Source organism: Bradyrhizobium sp. BR 10289 (assembly GCF_019455385.1).
Taxonomy (GTDB): Bacteria; Pseudomonadota; Alphaproteobacteria; order Rhizobiales; family Xanthobacteraceae; genus Bradyrhizobium.
This window is the reverse complement of record NZ_JACOFR010000018.1, coordinates 86,144-111,146: the sequence shown is the minus strand read 5'-3', so window position 1 is coordinate 111,146 and position 25,003 is coordinate 86,144. Positions and strand designations below refer to the sequence as shown.

Sequence of the window (25,003 nt, the reverse complement as noted above, 5' to 3'; positions counted from 1 at the left end):
CCAAGGATTTGACCGTGTCCGACCTCGCAACGCTCGAAACATCCATCCTCGACCAGATCGCCGCCGCCGGCGACGAAGCCGCGCTTGAAGCGGTGCGCGTCGCTGCCCTCGGCAAGAAGGGCTCGATCTCGGCGCTGCTTGCTACGCTCGGCAAGATGTCGCCCGACGAGCGCAAGACGCAAGGCGCGGCGATCAACCAGGCCAAGGACAAGGTGACTGAGGCGCTCGCGGCACGGCGCGATGTCTTGAAGTCCGCAGCGCTCGATGCGCGGCTCGCCTCCGAGACTGTCGACGTCACCCTGCCACTGCGCGATGCGCCGGCTGAGGCCGGCCGCATCCATCCGCTGAGCCAGGTCTGGGACGAGCTGACCACGATCTTCGCTGACATGGGTTTCTCGGTCGCCGAAGGCCCCGATATCGAGACCGACGATTACAACTTCACCAAGCTGAATTTCCCGGTCGGCCATCCCGCGCGCGAGATGCACGACACCTTCTTCTTCCATCCGAAGGAGGACGGCTCGCGCATGCTGCTGCGGACCCACACCTCGCCGGTGCAGGTGCGCACCATGCTGAGCCAGAAGCCGCCGATCCGCGTGATCTGCCCGGGCCGCACCTACCGCATCGATTCGGATGCGACCCACACGCCGCAATTCCACCAGGTCGAAGGCCTCGTCATCGACAAGCATTCGCATCTCGGTCACCTCAAATGGATCCTGCACGAGTTCTGCAAGGCGTTCTTCGAGGTTGACCACATCAACATGCGCTTCCGCCCGTCGTTCTTCCCGTTCACCGAGCCGTCGCTGGAAGTCGACATCCAGTGCCGCCGCGACAAGGGTGAGATCCGCTTCGGCGAGGGCGAGGACTGGCTCGAGATTCTCGGCTGCGGCATGGTGCACCCGAACGTGCTGCGCGCCTGCGGCATCGATCCCGACGAGTACCAGGGTTTTGCCTGGGGCATGGGCATCGACCGCATCGCCATGCTGAAATACGGCATCGCCGACCTCCGCCAGCTGTTCGACAGCGACGTCCGCTGGCTGAGCCACTATGGCTTCAAGCCGCTCGAAGTGCCAACGCTTGCCGGAGGGCTGAGCTCGTGAAATTCACCCTCTCCTGGCTGAAGGATCATCTCGACACCGACGAGCCGCTGGACAATCTCGCCGACAAGCTCACCATGATCGGGCTCGAGGTCGAGAACATCGAGGACAAGGCGAAGGCGCTCAAGCCCTTCACCATCGCCAAGGTGATCTCGGCCGAGCAGCATCCGAACGCCGATCGCCTGCGCGTCTGCATGGTCGACACCGGGGACGGTGGCGCGCCGGTGCAGGTCGTGTGCGGGGCGCCGAATGCGCGCGCCGGGCTGGTCAGCGTGTTCTCGCCGCCCGGGACCTACATTCCGGGCAAGGACATCACGCTCGGCGTCGGCACCATCCGCGGCGTCGAGAGCCGCGGCATGCTGTGCTCGGCGGCCGAGCTGCAGATCTCGAACGACCATGACGGCATCATGGAATTGCCCGCGGACGCCCCCATCGGCGCCGGCTATGCCGAATGGGCCGGGCTCGGCGATCCCGTGATCGAGATCAATCTGACACCGAACCGGCAGGACTGCACCGGCGTGCACGGCATCGCGCGCGATCTCGCGGCGGCCGACATGGGCAAGTTCAGGGATCCCGCGATCAAGCCGATCAAGGGCGAATTCCCCTGTCCCGTGAAGGTGACGGTCGAGGACGCCACGTTGTGTCCGGGCTTCGCGATGCGCCTCGTGCGCGGCGTGAAGAACGGCCCGTCGCCGGAATGGCTGCAGAAGCGACTGACCGCGATCGGCCTGCGTCCGATCAACGCGCTGGTCGACATCACCAACTTCATGACCTATGACCGCGCGCGCCCGCTGCACGTGTTCGACGCTAAGAAGGTCAAGGGCAATCTCGTGGTGCGCCGCGCCCGCGCTGGCGAGGCGTTGCTCGCGCTCGACGGCCGCGCCTATAATGTCGATCCCTCGATCTGCGTGATTGCGGATGACGAAGGCGTCGAATCGCTCGCCGGCATCATGGGCGGCGAAGCCTCGGGCTGCGACGAGAACACCACCGACGTGCTGATCGAGTCCGCGCTGTGGAACGAGATCAACATCGCCCAGACCGGCCGCAAGCTCGGCATCAACTCCGACGCGCGCTACCGCTTCGAGCGCGGCGTCGATCCGGCCTTCATGGTGCCCGGGCTCGAGCTCGCGACGAAACTCGTGATGGAGATGTGCGGCGGCACGCCGTCCGAGAACGTCGTGGTCGGCAAGGCCTTTGGCGACGACCGCGTGATCGATTTCCCGCTCACCGAGGTCAAGCGCCTGTCGGGCATCGAAGTGCCGCAGCCGGAAATGAAGCGCATCCTCAGCCATCTCGGCTTCATGATGGCGGGGCCCGGCCCGGTCGTGAAGGTCGCGGTGCCGTCCTGGCGCTCCGACGTGCACGGCAAGGCCGACATCGTCGAGGAAGTCGTCCGTATCTACGGCGTCGACAAGGTGCCGATGACGCCGTTCGAGCGCGGCGAGGGTGCGCGCAAATCCGTGCTGACGCCACTCCAGCTCCGCACCCGCCGCGCGCGGCGCGCGCTGGCGAGCCGCGGCATCACCGAAGCGGTGACGTGGTCGTTCATCACCAAGACCGCGGCAAAGTTGTTCGGCGGCGGACAGCACGAACTCGAAGTTGCCAACCCGATCGCGGCGGATCTTTCCGACATGCGTCCGACGCTCCTTGCCGGCCTGATCGCGGCAGCGCAGGCCAATGCCGATCGCGGCTATGGCGATGTTGCACTGTTCGAGGTCGGTCAGGTCTTCAAGGGCGATCGCCCGCAGGATCAGTTCATGGCGGCGAGCGGCGTGCGCCGCGGCTTGGCTTCGTCAGAGGGTCTCGGCCGGCACTGGACCGGCTCGGCACAGGCTGATGTGTTCGATGCCAAGGCCGATGCGCTGGCGGTGCTGGCCGCAGGCGGCGCGCCGATGCAGGCGCTCCAGATCGTCGCGGGCGGACCGGGCTGGCTGCATCCCGGCCGCTCCGGCACGATCCAGATCGGCCCGCAGAACGTGCTCGGCTACTTCGGCGAGGTGCATCCGCGCGCTCTCGAGGCCCTCGGCGCCGACGGTCCGCTTGTCGTGTTCGAGGTGATCCTCGACCGCATTCCCGAGGCCAAGAAGAAGCCGACGCGCGCAAAGCCCGTGATCGAGCTGTCGGCGTTCCAGCCTGTGTCGCGCGACTTCGCCTTCATCGTCGATCGCGCGGTCAAGGCCGGCGACATCGTCCGCGCGGCCCAGGGCGTCGACAAGAAGCTGATCACCGGCGTGAACGTGTTCGACGTCTACGAGGGCAAGGGCATCGATGACGGCAAGAAGTCGATCGGCATTGCCGTGACCCTGCAGCCGCGCGACAAGACCCTGACCGACCAGGAGATCGAAGCCGTCGCGGCGAAGATCGTGGCTGAAGTCACCAAGAAGACCGGCGGCATTCTGAGAGCATGATGCCCAAAAGTGTGAAGCGGTTTTCCGGCAACATCATGCTCCAGAATAAAGCATGACACTGGCGGATTTCCTCCCGAAGGACGTCAGCCTCAGCATTGCGATGGCGCTCTGCGCCGTCGCGTTCGTTTCCGGCACCGCGCGCGGCTTCTCCGGCTTCGGCTCGGCGCTGATCTTCATGCCGCTGGCGAGCAGCATCGCGGCGCCCCGGCTCGTGGCGGCACTGCTGCTCGTGATCGATTTTGTCGCGGCCGCGCCGCTGCTGCCGGACGCGTGGCGGAAGGCGGACCGCAGGGCCACCGCCGTGATCGTGCTGGGCGCGCTGGTCGGCGTGCCCGTCGGAACCTATTTCCTCAGCGTGCTCGAGCCCGTCACGACGCGCTGGATCATCTCCTGCTTCGTCGCGGCGCTGCTGCTGTTGCTGCTGTCGGGCTGGCGCTACCGCGGCAAGGACCATGCATGGCTTTCGGTCGGCATCGGCGGCCTCTCGGGCTTCTGTAGCGGCCTTGCCCAGACCGGCGGCCCGCCGATCGTCGGCTATTGGCTCGGCCGTCCCATCGCGCCGATCGTCGCGCGCGCCAACATCGTGTTGTTCTTCGGTGCGTCCGACCTGTTCTCGATGATCAGCTACGCGACCACGGGACTGATCAGCCGCGAGTCGCTGGTGCTCGCGCTCGTGGTCGGGCCGGTCTATGCGATCGGTGTCGCGTTCGGCGCCTCGCTGTTCGGCCGCGCCAGCGAGAAGGTGTTTCGCGGCATCTGCTATGCGCTGATCGCCCTGGCGGTGATCGCCGGGCTGCCGGTGCTGGACGGGATTTTGCGCTAGTTGCTCTGCGGCCGCGGCGCTCTGCGGCGCTTTGTCGATTGCGTCGGAGCCTCCGTCGACTCGTCCCTGAGCGCGCCGATCTTGCGCAAGGCAGCGTCCGCGGCGCGCTCGCCGCTTTCCCAGGCGCCGTCGACCGTGCCCCACAGCGTCTCGTGGGTGGCCTCGCCGGCGAGGAACATGTTGCCGATCGGTTCAGTCAAAACCTTTCGCGAGAGCTGGCCGCCGGGCGCGGAGGCCGACATCGCGCCCATCACGAAAGGCGCGGCATTCCACCGGGTGACGCTGGCTTTCTGCACGGCGGCCGCGGCCTCGCTGCCGAACAGTTTCGTGATCCATTCTTTTGCGAAAGCGACCATCGCCTTGTCGCCCTGCTCGGAGAGGTCGCGGCCGAACGAGCCGCCGACATCGATCGCGCACAGCGAGGATCCCCCGATATTGGCGTACATCAGCGCCGTGCGGGTCGAATTGCTCTGTTCGACGAGGACATCGTCGCGCGACAGGCCGAGCGGATTGCCGGGCAGCTGCAGCATGATGCGGTCGTAGCTGCCAAGGGTGAGCTTCGACGCCGCATCCAGCGTGCGCTTGGGAATATCGGGCGCGAACTTGATCGCACCCGAGGTCAGCACATTGGTCGAGACGGTGATGATCGCGGCGCGCGCGGCGATCTTGCCGCTTGGCGTCTCCACGCTGACGTCGCGATTGCTCCAGGCGATCCGGCTCGCCGGCGTCGCCAGCGCCACCGGCGCCTGCTCGCCGAGCCTGGTGATCAGCGTCCCCAGGCCCTGCCGACAGGCGATGGCGGCATTCCGGTCCTGCGCGCGGCCCTTGTCGATGGCCGACAGCTCCTTCAAATCCTTACCGGCGAAGCTCGCGCCCAGCATGAACTCGGCCGCGCCGGCCCAGTCGCCGAGATCCTTCGGCAGCACGGAGGCGCAGGACGTATCGAGCTTGCCGCGCGAGGCTTCGTCGATGGCGCGATTGGCGCGCACCAGCGCCGCCAGGAATTCTTCGGTCTCGCCGGCGCGTGCGTTGCGGCGGCCGATGCGCATCTTCTGGCCCGATGGCGCCGGCACCAATTCGAGCCCGGCATTGCGCGCCAGCCGGATCATCGGATTGGTTTCGGGGTTGTGCAGCCAGCGCGCGCCACGGTCGAAGGGCACGTCGAAGCTGGTCGTATCCGTGATGCAGCGGCCGCCGACCTGCGCGGCCGCCTCGATCACCACGACCTTGCGATTGGCTGCCATGACGCGCCGCGCCGCAGCGATGCCGGCAGCCCCTGCCCCGATCACGACGATGTCGGCCTCACGCGGCAGGGGTGCGGCGGTCGCGCGCAGGACCGGCATCGCGGCAACGGCCGTCGACGCGACAAGGAAACCGCGGCGCGTGATTGTCATGTCATGGTTTCCGGAGACTTGCGGCGGACGGGAACAGCCAGCGAACCTTGCCGCATCTGATGTTGCGCGGCAACCATCATGGTGAATCAATCGTGCTTGATCTCACAGACTGATGAACCGAATGGCAACACGTTTCGACCATGATAGAGAAGGAAAAAAAGGCGGCCAGAAAGGCCGTGGGGAGTTCGACATGGGGACGGTCCTGGATTCAGTCGGCAAGGTGATTGCCGCGTACCTCTCGAAGGAGGTGCCGGGCTATGAGCCGTTCACGCCGAGCGACCCCGAGCATCTGCGCGGTGTGATCGAGCCCGGCGACGTGCTGCTGGTCGAGGGCAACAACCGCATCTCCGGCATCATCAAATACCTGACGCAGTCGACCTGGTCGCATGCCGCGCTCTATGTCGGGCCGATCGAGGGCGCCGAAGAGCCCGACGGCGAGCCGCATGTGCTGATCGAGGCCAATATCGGCGAGGGCGTCACCTCGGCGCCGCTGTCGAAATATTTCCCGTATCACACAAGGGTCTGCCGCCCGGTCGGGCTGTCCTATGAGGACCGCACCACGGTCTGCCGCTATGCGATCAACCGCATCGGCTTCGGCTACGACACCAAGAACATCATCGATCTGATGCGCTTCCTGTTTCCGCTGCCGATCCCGCAGCGCTGGCGGCGGCGCATGATCGCGATCGGCTCGGGCGATCCGACCAAGATCATCTGCTCGGCGCTGATCGCGCAGGCCTTCGACGCCGTACGCTATCCGATCCTGCCCAAGATCACCAAGGCCGGCAGCCGGGCCGCACGGCGCGAGATCCTGCACATCCGCGATTCCTCGCTCTACATGCCGCGCGACTTCGACATCTCGCCCTATTTCGAAGTGGTCAAACCTACCATCGTGCACGGCTTCGACTACACCGCACTGCACTGGGCCGACAAGCAAAAGCCGCTCGAGGAGGTGGCGGGCTCGTTCGGTGTGTTTCCAGAAACGTTCGGTGCGCCGCCGCTCGTTCCTGAAGCGGCTGACGAAGAAGCGCCGGCTGAAGTTGCGGCTGGGCAAATGATGCGTGAGGCGGCCGCCGAGATGACCGCCACCTTCTCCGAGCATTTCGTGCTGCTGAACGAACTGGCGACGTACCGCGCGCGGAGATGCGCGCAAGAGGTGGCGGCGTAACTCCGCTGTCGTCCCTGCGAACGCAGGGACCCATACCGCGTGATCTATCGGATGCGTTCGGTAGTAGTACCGAACCACGAGTCTTCGCCAAACCTCTCCCTGGGGTTATGGGTCCCTGCGTTCGCAGGGACGACACTGGAGGCGTGGCGCGAACTCGTCTCAACAACCGTCATTGCGAGGAGCGCAGCGACGAAACAATCCAAAATCCCTCAGCTGGGACAGTCTGGATTGCTTCGCGGAGCCTGTCATCCGGCCCGCCGGTGGCGGGGCGAGTTGCTCGCAATAACGCGGTGAGAACTTACCGCTCCGCCCGCCCGATCACCGCCATCAGCTCCGCGATCTTCTCACGCTGGTCGGCCTTGTCGCCGCTCGCGATGGCGTGTTCGACACAATGGGCGACGTGGTCCTTCAGGACCTCCTCCTCGACCCGCCGCAGCGCGGCGCGGACCGCCGAAATCTGCGTCACGATGTCGATGCAGTAGCGATCTTCCTCGACCATTTTCGACAGGCCGCGAACCTGGCCCTCGATCCGGCCGAGACGTTTTCCGACAGATGCCTTGATGTCTTTGCGCATGTGGCCTATATACCCCTACCGGGTATATGTTGCAAGACCTTGGGTGCGAGGCCCGAGGGCAAGGCCGGAGCATGGCAATGAACGACGCAGACCACGGACATCACCACGGCGCGGAGGGTCACTCCGGATGCGGCTGTTCGAGCAAGGCTGCGGCGCCGGCTGCGAAGCCCGCGGCTTCATGCTGCGGCGGGCACGGCGATCATGCGGGCCACGACCATGGCGCGGCGGCGAAGGTGCGCGACCCCGTCTGCGGCATGAGTGTCGACCCCGCGACCTCCAAACACCGCTTCGAGCATCACGGCGAGACCTTCCATTTCTGCTCGGCCGGCTGCCGCACCAAATTCGCCGCCGATCCCGCAAAATATCTCACCAAGGAGAAAACACCCGAGCCGGAGATGCCCGCGGGCACGATCTACACCTGTCCGATGCATCCGCAGATCCACCAGGTCGGACCCGGCACATGCCCGATCTGCGGCATGGCGCTTGAGCCGGAGGTCGCAAGCCTCGAGACCGGGCCCAATCCTGAGCTCGCCGACATGACACGGCGGTTCTGGATCGGCGGCGCGCTGACGCTGCCGCCGGTGGTGCTGGAGATGGGCGGCCATCTCGCCGGCCCGCACAACTGGATCGACCCGACGCTGTCGAACTGGATTCAGCTCGTCTTCACCACGCCCGTGGTGCTCTGGGCCGGCTGGCCGTTCTTCGTCCGCGGCTGGCAGTCGCTCGTGACGCGCAATCTCAACATGTTCACGCTGATCGCGATGGGCACCGGCGTTGCCTACGTCTACAGCGTGCTCGGCACCGTCGCGCCACAGATCTTCCCGGCGAACTTCCGCGGCCATGAGGGCGCGGTCGCCGTCTATTTCGAGGCGGCTGCCGTGATCACCGTGCTGGTGCTGCTCGGTCAGGTGCTGGAGCTGCGCGCCCGCGATGCCACCTCGGGCGCGATCAAGGCGCTGTTGCAGCTCGCGCCGAAAACTGCGCGCCGCGTCGATGCCGACGGCAGCGAACACGAGGTCGAAATCGACACGCTCCATGCCGGCGACAAGTTGCGCGTACGGCCCGGCGAGAAGGTGCCGGTAGACGGTGTGATCCTCGAGGGCCGCTCCTCGCTCGATGAGTCGCTCGTCACCGGCGAGTCCATGCCGGTGACCAAGGAGGTCGATGCCAAGGTCATTGCCGGCACGCTGAACCAGTCGGGCAGCTTCATCATGCGCGCCGACAAGGTCGGGCGCGAGACGCTGCTGTCGCAGATCGTGCAGATGGTCGCGGACGCGCAGCGCTCGCGCGCGCCGATCCAGCGGCTGGCCGACCAAGTCGCGGGCTGGTTCGTGCCGATGGTGATCATCGTCGCCATCGCCGCCTTTGGCGCCTGGGCCTGGTTCGGGCCGGAGCCGCGGCTGGCGTTCGGCCTGGTCGCCGCCGTCAGCGTGCTGATCATCGCCTGCCCCTGTGCGCTGGGCCTTGCGACCCCGATGTCGATCATGGTCGGCGTCGGTCGCGGTGCTCACGCCGGCGTGCTGATCAAGAACGCAGAGGCGCTGGAGCGGATGGAGAAGATCGACACGCTGGTGGTCGACAAGACCGGCACGCTGACCGAAGGCAAGCCCAAGGTGGTCGCGATCGTGCCGGCGTCCGGCTTCGCCGAGGATGAGATCCTTCGGCTTGCGGCCAGCGTCGAACGCGCCAGCGAGCATCCGCTCGCCGACGCCGTGGTGCGCGCGGCGAAGGAGAAGCAGCTCACGCTCAGCCCGGTCGAGGGGTTTGACTCGCCGACCGGCAAGGGCGCGACCGGCAAGGTCGACGGCAAGAGCATCGTGCTTGGCAATGCCCGATATTTCGGCTCGATCGGAATCGACACGAGCGCGCTCGACGCGGAGGCCGAACGACTGCGCGGCGATGGCGCGACCGTAATCAACATGGCCGTCGATGGCGCCCTGGCCGGCCTCTTCGCGATCGCAGATCCAGTCAAGGCCTCGACGCCGGACGCGCTGAAGGCGCTCGCCGCCGAGGGCGTCAAGGTCATCATGCTGACCGGTGATAATCGCACCACGGCGGAGGCCGTGGCGCGCCGGCTCGGCATTGCCGATGTCGAAGCCGAGGTGCTGCCGGACCAAAAGAGTGCGGTGGTCACAAAACTGCAAAAGGCCGGCCGCAGTGTCGCGATGGCCGGCGACGGCGTCAACGACGCACCGGCACTGGCAGCAGCCGAGGTCGGCATCGCCATGGGCACCGGCACGGACGTGGCGATGGAGAGCGCTGGCGTCACCCTGCTGAAGGGCGATCTTGTCGGCATCGTCCGCGCGCGAAAACTGTCGCAAGCGACAATGAGCAACATCCGACAGAATCTGTTCTTCGCCTTCATTTACAACGCCGCGGGCATTCCGATCGCGGCCGGCATCCTCTATCCGGCCTTCGGCGTTCTGCTGTCGCCGATCATCGCGGCCGCCGCGATGGCGCTGTCCTCGGTGAGCGTGGTCGGCAACGCGCTAAGGCTGCGCGCGGCGCGGCTGTGAAGGCCTCTCTCTACTCCCTCTCCCCGTTCTTACGGGGAGAGGGTTGGGGTGAGGGGCTATCTCCACGAATTCATTGCAAGTGAGCTCGCGGAGAGTCCCCCTCACCCGGAATTCAAGCTACGCTTGAATTCCGACCTCTCCCCGCACGCGGGGAGGTAAGAAGAGCGGCGCGCGGAGAGGACCTGATGCAGCGGATTACGATCACGATCGAGGACGACCTTTTGGCGGAGATCGACGCCGCGGCCGAGGCGCGCGGCTACCAGAACCGCTCCGAGATCATTCGCGACCTCGCCCGCGCCGGCCTGCAACAGAGCACCGAGGATACCGCGCAGACCGGCCAATGCGTCGCCGGCCTCGTCTATGTCTACGACCACGCCGCCCGCGATCTCTCAAAACGCCTGGTGCAGGAATTCCACGGTCATCACGACCTCGCGATGGCGACGCTGCACGTTCATCTCGACGAGAACAATTGCATGGAGATGACCGCGCTGAAGGGCTCGGCCGACGAGGTCAAGCACTTTGCCGACCACATCATCGCCGAACGCGGCGTGCGCTATGGGCGCGTGGTGATGATCCCGACGGGCGAGGGGAAGCAGGCCAAGGCGAGGAAGCACGGTCATGGTCATCGGCACGACTGAACCGAAGCTCTCAAAATTGTAGATATCGTAGGGTGGGCAAAGGCGCTCTTGCGCCGTGCCCACGATCTTTCTCAGTCGTGAGAGGTGGTGGGCACGCTGCGCTTTGCCCACCCTACGGCACTGCCGTTAAAAAGAGAAAGGAAGAAGAGCGCCTCACGCCGCTTTCGCAGCACTTGCACCCGGCAGGCCTGCCCGCGCGAGGCCGCCATACAGCGTTTCGTTCGGCATCTCCTCGCGCAGGATCCCGCGCACCGTGATCAGCTTCTCAAGATCGATGCCGGTCGCAAAACCCTTGCTCTCGCACAGGAACACCAGATCCTCGAACACGACATTGCCGGTCGCGCCGGGCGCGAAGGGGCAGCCGCCGAGACCACCGAGCGAGCCATCGAGGATGCGGACGCCTTCATCCAGCGCGGCGGCGGCGTTGGCGATGCCCATGCCGCGGGTATCGTGAAGGTGGATGCAGATCGGCTTCGAGCCCGCAAGCTTCACCGCCGCGCGCGACAATTCGGCCACCTGCTTCGGCCCGGCATAGCCGACGGTGTCGGCAATCGCGACGAAATCGACGCCCGCCTCCAGGCACTTGTCGACCAGACGCAGCACTTCGGCCGGATCGACCGCACCTGTGATCGAGCAGCCCAGCGCCATCGAGATCGCGGCATTCACCAGCGGCTTGTGGCTGCTCCCATCGCGCATCTCACAGAGCCGCTTCACATTGGCGATCGCGGAGTCGCGCGAGCGATGTGCGTTGGCCTGGCTGTGCTCTTCCGTGGCCGAAACCACCGAGGCGATCTCGCCGACGCCGGATTCGAGAGCTTCATTGACGCCGCGTTCGTTGAGCGCGAGCGCAACGCCATGGGCCCCGGGCAGGCTCGCCACCGTCCCGATGACATCGCGCACGTCGACGAATTGCGGAAAGGTCTTGGCCGGCAGGAACGAGCCGACCTCGAAATGCCGGACGCCGGCGGCATATTCCTCGCGCACCCAGCGCTGCTTGGCCGCGGTGGACGGAAACTTCTTCACGAGCTGAAGCCCGTCGCGCAGGCCAACCTCGCGCAAGCTGACGCGGTCCGCGGGGTAAATCTGTTCGATCCGGCTCATGCGCGTCTCCCAGCGGCTGTTGACGTGACGTCGTTGGTATCATCGATCTCGGCGCGAACGGCCGCCGTGTCGGCGCCGAGCGGGGCGACCTTCAGGCCTTCGCCAAGATGGCTGCCGTTCCATTCGAGCGGCAGCGTCGGCACATGGAACGGTTTTCCGTCGGCGTTGACGTTGGTGACGAGGCCGCCGGGCCGCAGCACATGCGGGTCGGTCAGCAGATCCTCGGGACGGTTGATCGGCGAGAAGCAGATGTTGAGCGCATCGAGCTTTTGCGACAGCTCGGCCACGTTCCACTGCCTGACGATCTCGGCGACACGCGGCAGGATTCTCGGCCGCGCCAGGATGCGGTCGGTCGTGGTGCGCAAGGCGGGATCGTCGAGCAGATCGGCCAGGCCGAACTCGCGGCAAAAGCTCTGCCAATGGCCCTCGGTCACGACGCCGATAAAAATGCGGCCGTCGCCGGCGGCATCGAAGATGTCGTAGATCGGCCAGGCGTGCTCGCGCTCCGGCATCGAGCGCGGCTTGTTGCCGGTCATTTCGTACTCGACCATGTGCTGCGCGACCAGGAACAGGCAGTTCTCGAACAGGCCGATGCGGATGTCGGCGCCGTCGCGCTTGCCGCCGCGCTTCTGATAGAGCGCGGCCAGGATCGCGATGACGCCGAACATGCCGCCCATGATGTCGTTGGCGGAGGAACCGACGCGCTGCGGCTTCTCCTTGGTGCCGGTCATGGCGGCGAGGCCCGACATCATCTGCACGACCTCGTCGAGCGCCGGACGATGCTCGTAGGGGCCGGACAGAAAGCCCTTGTGGCCGGCGATGATCAGGTGCGGATGACGGCGGCGTAGCTCCTCGGCACCCAGCCCCTGCTTGTCGAGCTGGCCATCGCGAAAATTCTCCAGGAACACGTCGGCCGTCGCAAGCAGCCGGTGCATGGTGTCGCGATCTTCAGCCTTCTCGAAATCCAGCACGACACTTCGTTTGCCACGGTTGAACAGCGGGAAGAACGCCGTGCCCATGCCGCCCAGACTCCGCGTCTTGTCACCGGAGGGCGGCTCGACCTTGATTACCTCGGCGCCTAACTGCGCCAGGATCATGCCGCAGGTGGGGCCCATGACCATGTGGGTCATCTCGACGACCCGCACGCCTTCGAGCGGCAATCCGGTTCCTGTCATGCAGCACTCCCTGTTCGCCGAGGAGACTAGGCCTTCACAAGCATTCTTAAAAATATAATCTGTCGAAGAGTGCCTTCGCAGTTCTAGAACGCTGGACTCCCATGGATTCGCGCCAGCTCCGCTATTTCATCGCCGTCTACGAGCAGCGCAATTTGTCGCGCGCGGCCGACCAGGTCAACGTCGCGCAATCCGCGCTCAGCCATCATATCTCGAACCTGGAGGCCGAGTTCGCAACGCCTTTGTTCGAGCGCAAGTCGCGCGGCATGGAGCCAACCGCCGCCGGCGAACGGCTCTACGAACACGCCCGCATCATCCTGCGCGCGATGGCGGAGGCGGAGAGCGAGGTGCGCGAGGGCGCGCGCGTCATCGCCGGCGAGATCTCGATCGGCATGGCCAATTCCGGCGTCAAGGCGATCGGCGTCGAGCTGATGCGCATCGTCCTGACCAGATATCCCAAGCTGAAACTGTCGCTGACCGAGAGCCTGTCGGGCGCTACGCTGATGCATCTGATGATCTCCAATGTCGATCTCGCGCTGGTCTACAATCCGCCGTCGGAGAAGGAGCTGATCGTCGAGCCGGTCCTGGAAGAGGAGATGTTCCTGGTCGGCACGCCAAAGCTGGTCGGCAAGGGCAAGGCGCCGATCCGCTTCGAGGAGCTGAGCAGGCTGCCGCTGATCCTGCTGCGCTACGGCCTCGGCCTGTCCTCGCGCGCGCTGCTGGACGATCCGGTCCTGCTCAAGCGGCTGGAGGGCGGCGCCATCCTGCACGCCAACTCGATCACCGGAATGACCGGCGCGCTGGTGGAAGGGCTCGGCTGCACCATCGCGACGAAGCTGTTCGCGCGGGAGGAGCTTGCGGCCGGTCGCCTGATCGCCCGCAAGGTGATCGATCCGAAGCTGACCCGCACGCTCTATCTGTGCCGCCTGCGCAACCGCCCGATGACCTATGCGATGGAGGAGATGCGGCGCCTGATGCTGGCGCTGATCGCCGAGCAGGTGCGCAGCGGCGGATGGCAGGCGGAATTGGCGGGGTAGCTGCCTCCGCGACGATGGTGCGCTCCCTCGCCCCGCTTGCGGGGAGAGGTGAAGAAACCCCGCCTTCGAAAATCTCGAACGCTTCCATCGATATGTTCTTCTGGATTTCCACCTCCAATCCGCCAACATGATGCGGTCCGGCAGAGCTTGCGATCAACGACACAGATGAGCCGCCGGCAAACGCGCGCGATCTGCGCGCCACGGGAGGACATCATGAGCGTTGTCGACATCGACACAGGCTTTGAGCTCGGCGCTGCGCCATCCGTGCCCGACGAGATCTCGCGGCGGCTCGAGGCGATGCCGGAGACGTCCCATGTCTGGCGCCTGGTCGTCCTGCTCTCGCTCGGCGGCTGTTTCGAGATCTACGATCTGTTCCTCACCGGCTATATTGCGCCGGGGCTGAGTCGCAGCGGGCTCTTGAGCGCGACGACGCAGGCGTTCTTCGGCTTCTCCGGCATCGGCGCTTTCGTGGCCGCCACCTTTGCCGGCCTGTTCGTCGGCACCTTCTTCCTCGGCTTCCTCGCCGACCGTTTTGGCCGGCGCGCGATCTTCACCACTGCGCTGCTGAGCTATACGGCGGCGTCCGTGATCATGGCCTGCCAGACCTCGTCGGAGGGCCTGCTGTTCTGGCGCTTCCTCGCCGGCATCGGAATCGGGGTCGAGGTCATCACCATCGACGCCTATATCACCGAGCTGGTGCCGAGCCGGATACGCGGACGCGCCTTCGCGGTAAACCAATCCATCATGTTCATCGCCGTGCCCGTCGTCGCGTTTCTCGCCTGGTGGCTGGTGCCGCTCGCCCCTTACGGCGTCGAAGGCTGGCGCTGGGTGGTGCTGATTGGCGCCGCCGCCAGCATGATCGTCTGGGTGATCCGCCTGTACCTTCCGGAGAGTCCGCTCTGGCTGGCGCGGCACGGCCGCAATGAGGAGGCGCTTCGCATCCTCGCAACGCTCGAGGCCGCCAACGGCGGCGCCGGCTCGCGGCCGGTGATCCCGTCTGCGCAACAGGCGACGCGGCCCGCCCCGCGCGTCCGTTTCGCCGATCTGTTCCGGCCGCCTTATCTCTCGCTCATCGTCCTCTTCATGGTGTTCAACCTGTGCCAGGCCTTCGGCTTCTACGGCTTTGCCAATTGGGTGCCGACGCTGCTGGTCGAGAAGGGCATCACCGTTACCAAGAGCCTGCAATATTCCTTCATCGTCGCCTTCGCCTATCCGATCGCGCCGCTGCTGGCCGCAGGCTTCGCCGACAGATTCGAGCGGCGCTGGATCATCGCCGGTGCCTGCATCGCCATCATCGTGTTCGGCATGGCGTTCGCGCAGCTGACCGAGCCGGCACTGCTGATCGTCTGCGGCGTGCTGCTGACGGCCTGCAACACCACAATGTCCTACGCCTATCACGCCTACCAGAGCGAGGTGTTTCCGACCCAGATTCGGGCGCAGGCCTCCGGCCTCGTCTATTCGATGAGCCGGCTCTCCGCGACGTTCTCGGGCTTCATCGTCGCCTACATGCTGAAGGAGGCCGGCGTCACCGGCGTGTTCGGCCTGATCACCGCGGCCATGATGACCGTGGTGGTCGCGATGGCCCTGTTCGGTCCGAATGTGCGGGGGAAGGCGTTGGATACGGTGTGAGTCTCAACTCTCTCCACACGTCATTGCGAGCGCAGCGACTTGTCCGCCGAAGCCTTGGCGAAGGCGGGAAGCAATCCAGTCTGCCTCCGCGGAGAGATTCTGGATTGCTTCGTCGCAAGGGCTCCTCGCAATGACGGAGGAGAGAGCGTCGCCTAGCTCACGCCGCCAGCAGATTCTGCAATGCTGCGCCGTTGGGAACGCCGAGGCCGGAGCAGGCATCCCAGCCGGGGCCGGCCTTGTACATGCCGTGCAGGCTGCCGGTGATGTCGTTGTTGCCGACCGTGATGTCGCGGAACACGCCTTGCGCGTGCGAGGCATAGATCAGCGGGTTGATGAAGCCGACGGTCTTGCCGAACTTCTTGGTCGTGGCCTCGTTGATGCGGGCGATCAGCCCCGCCATCAAGGGCGCCACCGCGCTGGTGCCGCCGATCGTGGTGCCGACGCCGTTGAGGAAGATCTGGTAGCCGGTCGCGGGATCGGCATCGCCGGCAACGTCAGGCACGCCGCGCCCGGCCGAGTGTGCCGGTGATTTCGGCACATGCGCATGGGCCTGGTAGGCGGGCCTCGGAAACACGATGCTGACGCCGCCACCGCCGGCGCCGTCCTGCGGACCGCCATTCCAGACCACTTCGGTGATGGCCCCGTTCGAGGCCTTCAGATTAGTGCCGCCGCAGGCGAGCGCAAACGGGCTGGAGGCCGGGAAATCGGCGTGCGGCTTGCCGTCCCAGCCTTGCCCCATATCCGCCGAGCCATTGTCGCCGGAGGCGACGCAGACGGTGATGCCCATTGCGGCGGCGTCGCGGATCGCCTCGTTGAGGCCGTCGACGAATTGTTGCGAGCCTGCCGGATCTTCCGGCCCGCCCCAGCTGATCGAGATCACCGAGGGCTTTCGCGCGGTGTCGTGGACCGCGGCTTTCACCGCGTCGATGAAGCCGTTCGTGGTGTTGGGCGCAAAATAGACCACGATCCTGGCGCCCGGCGCGATGGCACCGGCGACCTCGATGTCGAGCACCACCTCGCCATCCGCATCGGAATGGCCGGGCTTGTTGGCGCCACCGTCGACGCTCGCAGGCGCGATCTGCGGCATCGGGATGCCGGCCCTCTTGAAGAAGGTTTTGAGGTCGCTGGTCTTGTAACCGGCGCCCGTGGGATGGCCCTTGCTGTCGATGTCGTTGAGCTCGATGATGGCGATGCACTGGCCGGCCCCGGTCTCGCCGCCCGGGAAATTATAGAGCTTTGCGATCTCGTCGACCGAGAAGCTGCCGCCCTGCGCCGCGTGCGCGATTGCACCCTTCTTCGCCGTCTTGTCGGTTGTCTTGCCAGCCATCTTGCGCCGGAAATGCGGCTGCGCCACCGGGCGGTTGTCGAGGCCATGCACGCCGACCACGATACCTTCGAGCTCCGCCGGGATCTGAACACTGCCCTTGCGCATGCGATAGGTCGCGCCCTCGTGCTTGACCTTGTTGAGCTTGACGCCGAAGGCCGCGCTGAGCGCCTTCACCGTGCCGGTCAGTTTCACCGTGCGGGACGCCAGATGCACGCTCTTGACGTTGAGATCGTGGTGGTGCGCGAAATCGTCGATCCTTGCGACGTCGGCGGGATCGGCACCCATCTGTGCGGCGAATTCGGCGCGCGAGAGATATTGCCGCTCGCGTGGCGGTTGCGCACCGAGCGCCATCACCTGCTCATCGTCGGCGGGCTGGGTGCTCCTGGCACGCAGCCGGACACTGATCTCGATTTCCTGCTTGGGATCGGCGGCGCCGACGAGCTTGGCACCCTTTGGCAGTTTACGGGCGCTGTTCACCAGCGCGACTCGGTTGGTCGAGCTTGCCATGACTTCCTCCGTTTGTGACTGGAAGGCAGATTGTCGCACCTCAACTATAGGTGTAATCTGAACTGCGATTTGGTTCACATACTGCGTCGGATTTTTTCAGAAATACTGCTGCTGAACAGGAGCAACCGTCTGCGCCCCGGACCGGCATCCAATCGGTCAATCATTGCGACCCATTCGATGCCAACAAATTCGATCTAAGATTGTAACCGTTGGCTCACTTGGCCGACCAATGAAAGCCGTTTGTCAAAATCAATTACGGAGACGATACGATGCTGGCCGACCGTAAATGGGTTGAGAGAAATCTTGGTTTCGATCCGATCACGACGCCGCCCCCGCCCGAGACCTTTGCGGTGAAGCGCGTGGCGAAGGCCGCGAAGAAAAAGACCGCAAAGGTCTCGATGGAAGACTTCCGGCGCGAGATCATCGATTTCGATTCGGAGTCGGATGAGGGCCGCGAGTTCATGGCCTTCTCGACCTCGACCGGGCTGTCGCGCTTCACCGACATCCCCTGGCCAAAGGGGCTGGCGCCGCAGACCGGGCCGAAGCCGAAGGGCAATGGCAAGGGCCCGCTGCCGCGCGCCGACGTGCTGGTGGTGACCTGGACCGTCGACGAGGGCCACGCGCTCAGCCGCGTGCTGACGCCGGGCAAGGACTCCCGCAACGACTACGTCCCCTACACGCATAATTACGCGACGATCTCAAAGAAGATGCGCAACGGCTGCCCGGCCAAGGAGCTGAAGCGGCTCGGCACCTACTGGACCACGACGATCGGCAAGAAAAAATGCGTGATCTTCAAATCCGACTCGCACATGTCGCAGGACGGCCCCCAGCTGCCGAACATCGACGTCTGGCGCCAGATCATCACCGAGGTGCAGCCGACGCTGGTCATCACCACGGGCACGGCCGGCGGCATCGGCAAAGAATTCGAGGTCGGCGACGTCGTGGTCTCACCGATCGTGCGCTTCGACTGCCTGTCGAAGTTCAAGAAGGAGCCCTTCGCGCAGGAGCACTTCTCCAGCAAGTCGGCCGTGACCAAGAAGTTCACGCAGGCCAAGACGCTGTTCAAGGCCAATGCCGGGCAATTACCGAAGGACAACACCAGGGCGCCGAAGATCTTCGTGGTGAAGCCGAGCGGCCTGTCGTCCTCCGTGGTGACCACCGACTTCTTCGGCTTCGACACCTCGGACAATCATTTCCACCTGCAGGGGCTCGGCGACGTCTCCGAAATGGGCGACGCCGTGCTCGGCCTGGTGGCGCAGGAGATGGGCGACAAGGCGCCACGCTGGCTCGCGATCCGCAATGTCTCCGACCCGCAGATCAAGGCCGAGGGCACCTTGAAGCAGCAGGAGCAGGTCGCCGCCCAGATCTACAAGGGGTTCGGCCGCTGGAGCACGGTCTGCAGCGCCATCACCTGCTGGGCCAGCATCGCGGCGGAACCGTAGGCGCAGAGACTTACGGCACGCCCGTCTCTTGCCGGGACGGCCAAGGGTGTCTACCTCTCGCGGGTGGTTGTCGTGAGAGGAACTCCCATGCTGGATGCCGCCGTCAAGGCGCTGTCGCAAATGCTGTCGCCGCCGATGCGCTCGATCCTGTGGCGGTCGATCGGCGTCGCGCTGGTGCTGATCACCGTGCTGGCGATCGGTCTGCAACGGCTGCTCAGCTGGTTTGCGACCTCCGGCGAGGTCTGGCTGGAAGGGCTGCTCGGCCCGGGCTGGCACGCCTCGCTCGAGGTCCTGTCCTGGATCGTCTCGATCGCGGCGGGGCTCGGCGTCGTGTTCGGCGGCGTATTCCTGATGCCGGCGATCACCTCGCTGGTGGCGAGCCTGTTCGTCGACGACGTCGCCGATATCGTCGAGCGCGAGCATTATCCGGCCGAGCGGCCGGGCGTGGCGCTGCCGTTCAGCCAGGCGATGCTGGAGGGTATCAAGACCGCGCTGCTGACGATCCTGGTTTATCTCGCCGCGCTGCCGCTGGTGTTCTTCGCCGGCGCCGGCTTCCTGATCTTCTTCCTCGCCGCCGCTTGGCTCTTGGGCCGCGAATATTTCGAGCTCGCGGCGATGCGCTTCCGCTCGCCGGAGGACGCCAAGGCGATGCGGCGCGACAATGCCGCGACCATCTTCACCGCCGGCCTCTTCATCGCGGCCTTCGTCTCGATCCCGGTCGTGAACCTGGCGACGCCGATCTTCGGCATGGCCTTCATGGTCCACATGCACAAGCGGCTGTCGGGCCGGCGCCCCGAGCTGATCGAGCCGGCACGGCAGATGCGGTGATGATCTCCACCTCTCCCCAAGGGGGAGAGGTCGGATTGCGCAGCAATCCGGGTGAGGGGCCGCGGTAGTCTGTGAGACTGTAACCCCTCACCCGGATCGCATCTTGCGATGCGACCGACCTCTCCCTTCGGGAAAGGTGAACCGAGTTTCCGCGGCTAACTACGCGACCTTTACCCCACACTTCCGCAGCAGCATCTTCGCAAAGCCGAACGGCGCCGGCGTGAACGGCCCCGGCGGCGCCCGCGTGATCAGCGCGACGACGCCGAGCGCTGACATCGCCAGCCAGAAGCACAGCCAGAAGCCATCGATATAGGCGAGCACATTGGCCTCGCGCGCCACGAAGCTGGCGAGCGTGCCGACTGCACGCGCCGGCGCCGAGCCAGCTCCATCGGCGGCGAAATAATCGGCGAGCTGCTTGAGCGCGCGTACCACGTTGGCGTCGCCGATCTCCAGGCTCTGGCCGAGATAGAAGGAGTGCACCTGCTCGCGGACACGAAGCCACGTCCCCATCAGCGCGACGCCGATCTCGGCGCCGCCGAGCCGCATGATCTGGATATAGGCGGCGAACGAGGTGGCGCGGCTCGGATCGGAATTGGACAGCGCGATGATGATGAGCGGCAGCAGCGTCGTCGCCTGCCCGACGGCCTGAAGCAGGACGATGCCCACGAAATCCTCGCGCGCCCAGTCATGGGTGAGCTGGGTGCCCCAGAGATTGGCCGCGGCAAAGCAGGCAAAGCCCACCACGATCACCGCACGCGCATCGAAATGACGCAGCAGCCAGATCGAGATCGGCACCAGCACGAACATCGGCAACGCGCCGTAGGTCAGCAGCAACAGGCCGCTCTGCTCCGGCCTGAGCAGGATGACATTGCCGAGGAAGTTCGGCACCAGCGACGAGTTGGAGAGTGAGGTCAGCGTGTAGAGCAGGATCACGACCAGCGCCAGGCCGATATTGCGCGAGAACAGCACGTTCACATGCGCCCAGGGCTGCGCGACCAGCGACTCGTTGACGAGGAACGCGACGAACAGCACGCCGCCGCCGATCAGCAGGGCCATCACCGTGCCGTTGCCGAGCCAGTCCAGCCGATTGCCCTGGTCCAGACCGGCGTAGATCATACCGACCGAGGCCCCGAGCAGCAGCATGCCGCCCCAATCGGCCTCGCGCAGCAGCGCGCTGTTCACCGGCTCGCGCGGCGTGCCCAGATAGACCATCAGGCCCATCAGCGGCGCCAGGATCACGCTCTGCCAGTACAGCCACTGCCAGCCGAGATGCTCGACATAGAAGCCGACCAGCGAGCTCGACGTATCCAGCGCAAAGCCGACCCGGATCGAATAGAGCGCGATCGCCGGCAGCCACCAGCGCATCGGCAGGTTGCGGAAGATGATCATCAGCGTCGCCGGCACGAAGGTGCCGAGCAAGAGGCCGTGCACGACGCTGAGCGCAATCAGCGTCGGATAGTCATGCACGAACGGGATGATGAGCGACATCGCCGCATAGACGAGGCTGGGTATGCCGAGCACCCGGCGCAGGCCGAACACGGTGGCGAGCCACGCCACTGCCGGCGCGATGAAGATCTGCGAGCCGATGCCGGCGGTGGAGAGCCAGGCGCCCTCGTCGAAGGAGAGCCCGAATGCGCCGCGTAAGTCTGGCAGGCCGACCGTGGTCAGCCGGCTGTCGAAATTGGCGAGGAACGAGCCGAGCAGCACCGCTGCGACGGCAAACAGCGGCTGCGGCGCGACGCCGCCGCGCGAGACAGGCCCGCGCTCGGCATCGTCATTTTCCGCCATTCGCACCCTTCGTGTCGATGCTGGTGACGACCGACATGCCCGGCACCAGCCGCGTCAGCAATGGCTGGTTGTCGTCGAACTGGATCCGCACGGGAATGCGCTGCACGACTTTTGTGAAATTTCCGGTGGCATTGTCGGGCGGCAGCAAGGCGACCTGCGCGCCGGTCGCCGGCGCGATACGCTCGACCTTGCCGCGCAGCTTCTCGCGCGGAAAACTGTCGACGGTGATCTCGACCGGCTGGCCCGGCGCAACATGCGTCAGCTGGGTCTCCTTGTAGTTCGCGATCACATAGACCTTCGGCAGCGGCACGACGTTGATGAGGTTGGTGCCGATGTTGACGTAATCGCCGGGCTGCACCTGGCGCTCGCCGACGACGCCGTCGAACGGCGCGGTGATCCTGGTATAGCCAAGCTTCAGCTTGACGCTCGCCAGTGTCGCCTTGCTGGCATCGAGGTCGGCGGCGCGCTGCTTCCTGGTGCCTTGCAGCACCTCGAGTTGATGCTGCTGGGCTGCGATCACGGCGCGGCTCGCGCGCACATCGGCCTGCGCCTTGGCAAGTCCCGCGACCGCCTGTTCGAGCCGCTGCCGCGTGCCGGCTTCGGTTTGCGACAGCGACTGCTGGCGCTCCTGCTCCTGCTTCGCCTCGACCTCCAGCGCTTCCGCCGACAGCCGCGCGGCCTCAGCCTGGGCGATCGTCGCATATTGCAGCTCGATCTGGTTGGCCAGATTGTCGAGCACGGCTTGCGCGGCGGCAACCGCGGCCTCGGCTTGCGCGACCTGAGCCTGATAATCGGCAGGATCGATCTGGATCAGGAGATCGCCGGCCTTGACGCGCTGGAAGTCGGTGACGGCGACGGTCAGCACCTCACCGGAGACGCGGCTTGCGAGCCGCGTCAGGTCGGCGCGCACATAGGCGTCATTGGTGGTCTGAACCGCGGCATTGCCGACCCATTCGTCGAAGCGCAGCGTCGCCAGTGCGACGAAGGCCAGCGCGACGATGACGGCGAACAGCGGGATCGCCAGCCGGCTCCAGAGCGAGGTCGCCGGAGGCTGTGTGGGCTTTGGCGGAAGGGCCGGTGCGGTGGCAGGCGGTGGCGACGACGAGATCTGTTCCTGCTGACTCACGACATATCCCCAAAACGACTTTGTCCGAACACCAAGCTCACCGCCGCCCTCACACCGTCTTCTCTGGCCAGCGGCAGAGATCGTTGATCAGGCATACCTCACAGCGCGGCTTGCGCGCGAGGCAAGTATAGCGGCCGTGCAGGATCAGCCAATGATGGGCGTGCAGCATGAATTCGGCCGGAATGATCTTTTCGAGACCGAGCTCGACTTCGAGCGGGGTCTTGCCGGGCGCAAGGCCCGTGCGATTGCCGACCCGGAAGACATGGGTGTCGACCGCCATGGTGTGCTCGCCGAAGGCCATGTTGAGCACGACATTGGCGGTCTTGCGCCCGGCGCCCGGCAGCGACTCGATCCCGGCGCGCGTGCGCGGCACCTCGCCGCCGAAATCGCTGAGCAGTTTGGCCGACAGCGCAATGACGTTCTTCGCCTTGGTGCGATAGAGGCCGATGGTCTTGATGTAGTCGCGCAGGCGCTCCTCGCCGAGGTCGAGCATCTTCTGCGGCGTGTCGGCGATCTCGAACAGGGCGCGCGTGGCCTTGTTGACGCCGGCGTCGGTCGCCTGCGCCGACAGCACCACGGCAACCAGCAGCGTGAACGGATTGACGTGCTCGAGCTCGCCCTTCGGCTCCGGATTGGCCTTGCGGAAACGGTCGAAGACCTCGTGAACCTCAGCCGGCGTCCAGGGTTTTTGAGCTTTCAGTGATTTCTTCGCCGGCGCTGATGTCTTGGCAGGCTTGCGCTTTGCGACGGCCGCCTTTGCCTTTTTCTTCGGCACGGCGGCTTTGCGCGGGGCCGGCTTGCGGGTGATTTTCGCCATGATCGGGATATACTGAGGGACGATGAGCACAGGCAACGAAATTGAGCGCGAGAGAGAGGTGCAAATCTTCTCGGCGCTGCTGACGCCGCACCGCTCGCTGAACCGCACCGGCTTCCTCGCCGTGATGCTGTTCCTGAGCGTGGTCAGCTTCGTCACGGGGCTCGTCTTCCTGATGATGGGGGCGTGGCCGGTGTTCGGCTTCTTCGGCCTCGACGTGCTCGTGATCTGGTGGGCCTTCAGGGTGAATTTCCGCAGCGCGCGGGCCAGCGAGGAGATCGTGGTGACGCCGACCGAATTGCGGGTACGGCGCGTCAGCCATCGCGGCGCGGTTGCCGAATGGACCTTCAACCCGCTCTGGGTCCGGCTCGACCAGGAGGTCGACGAGGACTTTGGCCTCGAGCATCTCTATCTGATCTCGCGCGGCCATCGGCTGCGCATCGCGAGCTTCCTCGGACCTGAGGAAAAGACCAGCTTCTACAAGGGCTTGGTCGAAGCCCTGAATGCCGCGAGGCGCGGCCCGACCTACAACCCGATCAGCTGACCGGCGGGTCGGAAATCGGGTGGTTTCGCCGCCGTCGCTCTCCTACATTTCCGCTCATGATGACACTCGCCATTCATGACCAACGCCTGGCCAGGCCGGGCTCCCAGAACGCCGCGCTCCGCGATTATGATTCGGTGCGCCGGGCGATCGCGTTCATCTCGGCAAACTGGCGCGCGCAGCCGACCATCGAGGCGATGGCGGATGCCGCCGGCGTCACGCCGGATGAACTGCACCATCTGTTCCGCCGCTGGGCCTCGATCACGCCGAAGGCCTTCATGCAGGCGCTGACCCTGGACCACGCCAAGGGGCTCTTGCGGGATTCCGCGAGCATCCTCGATGCGGCGCTCGATTCCGGTCTCTCGGGTCCCGGCCGGCTGCACGATCTCTTCGTCACCCATGAAGCGATGTCGCCGGGCGAGTGGAAGAACGGCGGCGCCGGGCTCACCCTGCGCTACGGCTTCCATCCCTCGCCGTTCGGCACGGCGATCGTGATCGCGACCGATCGTGGCCTCTCAGGCCTCGCCTTTGCCGATCCCGGCGAGGAGCAGGCCTCCCTCGCCGACATGACGCGGCGCTGGCCGAACGCCACCTATGTCGAAGATCACGACGGCACCGCGGCGCTGGCGCAGCGCATCTTCGACACAAAACTGTGGCGGCCGGATCAGCCGCTGCGAGTGGTGATGATCGGCACCGATTTCGAGGTGCGGGTGTGGGAGACGCTGCTGAAGATCCCGATGGGCCGCGCGGTGTCCTATTCCGACATCGCCTGCAACATCGATCGGCCGAAGGCCTCGCGCGCCGTCGGCGCCGCGGTCGGCAAGAACCCGGTGTCGTTTGTCGTCCCCTGCCACCGCGCGCTCGGCAAGAGCGGCACGCTGACGGGCTATCACTGGGGCATCACGCGCAAGCAGGCGATGCTGGGCTGGGAGGCCGGGCAGCTGGGGATGCAGTGATCGTCGCCCCAGGCGAAGATTTCGTAGGGTGGGCAAAGGCGCTCTTGCGCCGTGCCCACCATCTCTCTCAATCGCAAAGAGTACGTGGGCACGCTACGCTTTGCCCACCCTACGGCACTACGG

At 65.6% G+C, this 25,003-nt stretch carries 20 protein-coding genes; 12 read left to right on the top strand and 8 right to left on the bottom strand.

Annotated features, from left to right (window positions below; translation table 11 throughout):
* The first annotated feature begins 14 nt into the window (after positions 1–14).
* The 3 genes from pheS to HYH08_RS26000 are packed head-to-tail and all read left to right on the top strand — an operon-like array spanning position 15 to position 4,325.
* Positions 15–1,097, top strand: coding sequence for a phenylalanine--tRNA ligase subunit alpha (pheS, locus tag HYH08_RS26010; RefSeq protein ID WP_220012686.1), 1,083 nt, complete (start codon positions 15–17; stop codon positions 1,095–1,097).
* Complete coding sequence (pheT, locus tag HYH08_RS26005) at positions 1,094–3,502, top strand: phenylalanine--tRNA ligase subunit beta (protein WP_220012685.1); 2,409 nt, start codon at positions 1,094–1,096, stop codon at positions 3,500–3,502. The genes pheS and pheT overlap by 4 nt, the downstream gene beginning before the upstream one ends.
* A 52-nt stretch (positions 3,503–3,554) precedes the next feature.
* Positions 3,555–4,325, top strand: coding sequence for a sulfite exporter TauE/SafE family protein (locus tag HYH08_RS26000; protein ID WP_220012684.1), 771 nt, complete (start codon positions 3,555–3,557; stop codon positions 4,323–4,325).
* Here HYH08_RS26000 and HYH08_RS25995 read toward each other — a convergent pair.
* Positions 4,322–5,719, bottom strand: coding sequence for a flavin monoamine oxidase family protein (locus HYH08_RS25995; protein WP_220012683.1), 1,398 nt, complete (start codon positions 5,717–5,719; stop codon positions 4,322–4,324). The genes HYH08_RS26000 and HYH08_RS25995 overlap by 4 nt on opposite strands.
* 190 nt (positions 5,720–5,909) lie before the next feature.
* On the opposite strand from HYH08_RS25995, the gene HYH08_RS25990 reads away from it, so the two are divergent.
* The gene (locus tag HYH08_RS25990) at positions 5,910–6,884 is read left to right on the top strand and encodes a YiiX/YebB-like N1pC/P60 family cysteine hydrolase (protein WP_220012682.1); all 975 of its coding nucleotides are present in this window, start codon (positions 5,910–5,912) and stop codon (positions 6,882–6,884) included.
* 298 nt (positions 6,885–7,182) lie between these two features.
* On the opposite strand, the gene HYH08_RS25985 is transcribed toward HYH08_RS25990, so the two are convergent.
* Complete coding sequence (locus HYH08_RS25985; RefSeq protein WP_007598521.1) at positions 7,183–7,458, bottom strand: metal-sensitive transcriptional regulator; 276 nt, start codon at positions 7,456–7,458, stop codon at positions 7,183–7,185.
* Positions 7,459–7,535: 77 nt separating this feature from the next.
* Here HYH08_RS25985 and HYH08_RS25980 point away from each other — a divergent pair, with 77 nt between their 5' ends.
* Together HYH08_RS25980 and nikR are read left to right on the top strand one after the other, a co-directional pair.
* Complete coding sequence (locus HYH08_RS25980; RefSeq protein ID WP_220012681.1) at positions 7,536–9,974, top strand: heavy metal translocating P-type ATPase; 2,439 nt, start codon at positions 7,536–7,538, stop codon at positions 9,972–9,974.
* Positions 9,975–10,159: 185 nt separating this feature from the next.
* The gene (gene nikR, locus HYH08_RS25975) at positions 10,160–10,612 is read left to right on the top strand and encodes a nickel-responsive transcriptional regulator NikR (RefSeq protein WP_220012680.1); all 453 of its coding nucleotides are present in this window, start codon (positions 10,160–10,162) and stop codon (positions 10,610–10,612) included.
* A gap of 153 nt (positions 10,613–10,765) precedes the next feature.
* On the opposite strand, the gene HYH08_RS25970 is transcribed toward nikR, so the two are convergent.
* Together HYH08_RS25970 and HYH08_RS25965 are read right to left on the bottom strand one after the other, a co-directional pair.
* Entirely contained in the window at positions 10,766–11,713 is a 948-nt protein-coding gene (locus tag HYH08_RS25970) for a hydroxymethylglutaryl-CoA lyase-like TIM-barrel protein (protein WP_220012679.1), read from the bottom strand.
* The gene (locus HYH08_RS25965) at positions 11,710–12,888 is read right to left on the bottom strand and encodes a CoA transferase (protein WP_220012678.1); all 1,179 of its coding nucleotides are present in this window, start codon (positions 12,886–12,888) and stop codon (positions 11,710–11,712) included. Before HYH08_RS25965 ends, HYH08_RS25970 begins: the two co-directional genes overlap by 4 nt.
* A gap of 101 nt (positions 12,889–12,989) precedes the next feature.
* Here HYH08_RS25965 and HYH08_RS25960 point away from each other — a divergent pair, with 101 nt between their 5' ends.
* Together HYH08_RS25960 and HYH08_RS25955 are read left to right on the top strand one after the other, a co-directional pair.
* Complete coding sequence (locus tag HYH08_RS25960; RefSeq protein ID WP_220012677.1) at positions 12,990–13,922, top strand: LysR family transcriptional regulator; 933 nt, start codon at positions 12,990–12,992, stop codon at positions 13,920–13,922.
* Positions 13,923–14,135: 213 nt separating this feature from the next.
* On the top strand, positions 14,136–15,551 hold the full coding sequence (locus HYH08_RS25955; protein WP_220012676.1) for an MFS transporter: 1,416 nt from the start codon (positions 14,136–14,138) through the stop codon (positions 15,549–15,551).
* A gap of 157 nt (positions 15,552–15,708) precedes the next feature.
* Here HYH08_RS25955 and HYH08_RS25950 read toward each other — a convergent pair whose 3' ends face one another.
* On the bottom strand, positions 15,709–17,385 hold the full coding sequence (locus tag HYH08_RS25950) for a S53 family peptidase (protein WP_220012675.1): 1,677 nt from the start codon (positions 17,383–17,385) through the stop codon (positions 15,709–15,711).
* 269 nt (positions 17,386–17,654) lie between these two features.
* Here HYH08_RS25950 and HYH08_RS25945 point away from each other — a divergent pair, with 269 nt between their 5' ends.
* Both HYH08_RS25945 and HYH08_RS25940 read left to right on the top strand, forming a co-directional pair.
* Entirely contained in the window at positions 17,655–18,827 is a 1,173-nt protein-coding gene (locus HYH08_RS25945) for a phosphorylase family protein (protein ID WP_220012674.1), read from the top strand.
* An 87-nt stretch (positions 18,828–18,914) separates the two neighbouring features.
* Entirely contained in the window at positions 18,915–19,655 is a 741-nt protein-coding gene (locus HYH08_RS25940; protein WP_220012673.1) for a sulfate transporter family protein, read from the top strand.
* A gap of 159 nt (positions 19,656–19,814) precedes the next feature.
* On the opposite strand, the gene HYH08_RS25935 is transcribed toward HYH08_RS25940, so the two are convergent.
* The 3 genes from HYH08_RS25935 to nth are packed head-to-tail and all read right to left on the bottom strand — an operon-like array spanning position 19,815 to position 23,386.
* A complete protein-coding gene (locus tag HYH08_RS25935; RefSeq protein WP_220012672.1) occupies positions 19,815–21,443 on the bottom strand; it encodes an MFS transporter in 1,629 nt (542 codons plus the stop codon).
* The gene (locus tag HYH08_RS25930; RefSeq protein ID WP_220012671.1) at positions 21,430–22,569 is read right to left on the bottom strand and encodes an HlyD family secretion protein; all 1,140 of its coding nucleotides are present in this window, start codon (positions 22,567–22,569) and stop codon (positions 21,430–21,432) included. Before HYH08_RS25930 ends, HYH08_RS25935 begins: the two co-directional genes overlap by 14 nt.
* A gap of 49 nt (positions 22,570–22,618) precedes the next feature.
* A complete protein-coding gene (gene nth, locus HYH08_RS25925; RefSeq protein WP_220012670.1) occupies positions 22,619–23,386 on the bottom strand; it encodes an endonuclease III in 768 nt (255 codons plus the stop codon).
* 22 nt (positions 23,387–23,408) lie between these two features.
* Here nth and HYH08_RS25920 point away from each other — a divergent pair, with 22 nt between their 5' ends.
* Both HYH08_RS25920 and HYH08_RS25915 read left to right on the top strand, forming a co-directional pair.
* A complete protein-coding gene (locus tag HYH08_RS25920; RefSeq protein WP_220012669.1) occupies positions 23,409–23,927 on the top strand; it encodes a DUF2244 domain-containing protein in 519 nt (172 codons plus the stop codon).
* Positions 23,928–23,983: 56 nt separating this feature from the next.
* A complete protein-coding gene (locus HYH08_RS25915; protein ID WP_220012668.1) occupies positions 23,984–24,880 on the top strand; it encodes a methylated-DNA--[protein]-cysteine S-methyltransferase in 897 nt (298 codons plus the stop codon).
* Positions 24,881–25,003: the final 123 nt, after the last annotated feature.

Excerpts from the sequence above, each read along its gene's own strand:
- HYH08_RS26000 (WP_220012684.1), top strand. The coding sequence starts at position 3,555 with ATGACACTGGCGGATTTCCTCCCGAAGGACGTCAGCCTCAGCATTGCG.
- HYH08_RS25995 (WP_220012683.1), bottom strand. The coding sequence starts at position 5,719 with ATGACAATCACGCGCCGCGGTTTCCTTGTCGCGTCGACGGCCGTTGCC.
- HYH08_RS25990 (WP_220012682.1), top strand. The coding sequence starts at position 5,910 with ATGGGGACGGTCCTGGATTCAGTCGGCAAGGTGATTGCCGCGTACCTC.
- HYH08_RS25985 (WP_007598521.1), bottom strand. The coding sequence starts at position 7,458 with ATGCGCAAAGACATCAAGGCATCTGTCGGAAAACGTCTCGGCCGGATC.
- HYH08_RS25980 (WP_220012681.1), top strand. The coding sequence starts at position 7,536 with ATGAACGACGCAGACCACGGACATCACCACGGCGCGGAGGGTCACTCC.
- nikR (WP_220012680.1), top strand. The coding sequence starts at position 10,160 with ATGCAGCGGATTACGATCACGATCGAGGACGACCTTTTGGCGGAGATC.
- HYH08_RS25970 (WP_220012679.1), bottom strand. The coding sequence starts at position 11,713 with ATGAGCCGGATCGAACAGATTTACCCCGCGGACCGCGTCAGCTTGCGC.
- HYH08_RS25965 (WP_220012678.1), bottom strand. The coding sequence starts at position 12,888 with ATGACAGGAACCGGATTGCCGCTCGAAGGCGTGCGGGTCGTCGAGATG.
- HYH08_RS25960 (WP_220012677.1), top strand. The coding sequence starts at position 12,990 with ATGGATTCGCGCCAGCTCCGCTATTTCATCGCCGTCTACGAGCAGCGC.
- HYH08_RS25955 (WP_220012676.1), top strand. The coding sequence starts at position 14,136 with ATGAGCGTTGTCGACATCGACACAGGCTTTGAGCTCGGCGCTGCGCCA.
- HYH08_RS25950 (WP_220012675.1), bottom strand. The coding sequence starts at position 17,385 with ATGGCAAGCTCGACCAACCGAGTCGCGCTGGTGAACAGCGCCCGTAAA.
- HYH08_RS25945 (WP_220012674.1), top strand. The coding sequence starts at position 17,655 with ATGCTGGCCGACCGTAAATGGGTTGAGAGAAATCTTGGTTTCGATCCG.
- HYH08_RS25940 (WP_220012673.1), top strand. The coding sequence starts at position 18,915 with ATGCTGGATGCCGCCGTCAAGGCGCTGTCGCAAATGCTGTCGCCGCCG.
- HYH08_RS25935 (WP_220012672.1), bottom strand. The coding sequence starts at position 21,443 with ATGGCGGAAAATGACGATGCCGAGCGCGGGCCTGTCTCGCGCGGCGGC.
- nth (WP_220012670.1), bottom strand. The coding sequence starts at position 23,386 with ATGGCGAAAATCACCCGCAAGCCGGCCCCGCGCAAAGCCGCCGTGCCG.
- HYH08_RS25920 (WP_220012669.1), top strand. The coding sequence starts at position 23,409 with ATGAGCACAGGCAACGAAATTGAGCGCGAGAGAGAGGTGCAAATCTTC.
- HYH08_RS25915 (WP_220012668.1), top strand. The coding sequence starts at position 23,984 with ATGATGACACTCGCCATTCATGACCAACGCCTGGCCAGGCCGGGCTCC.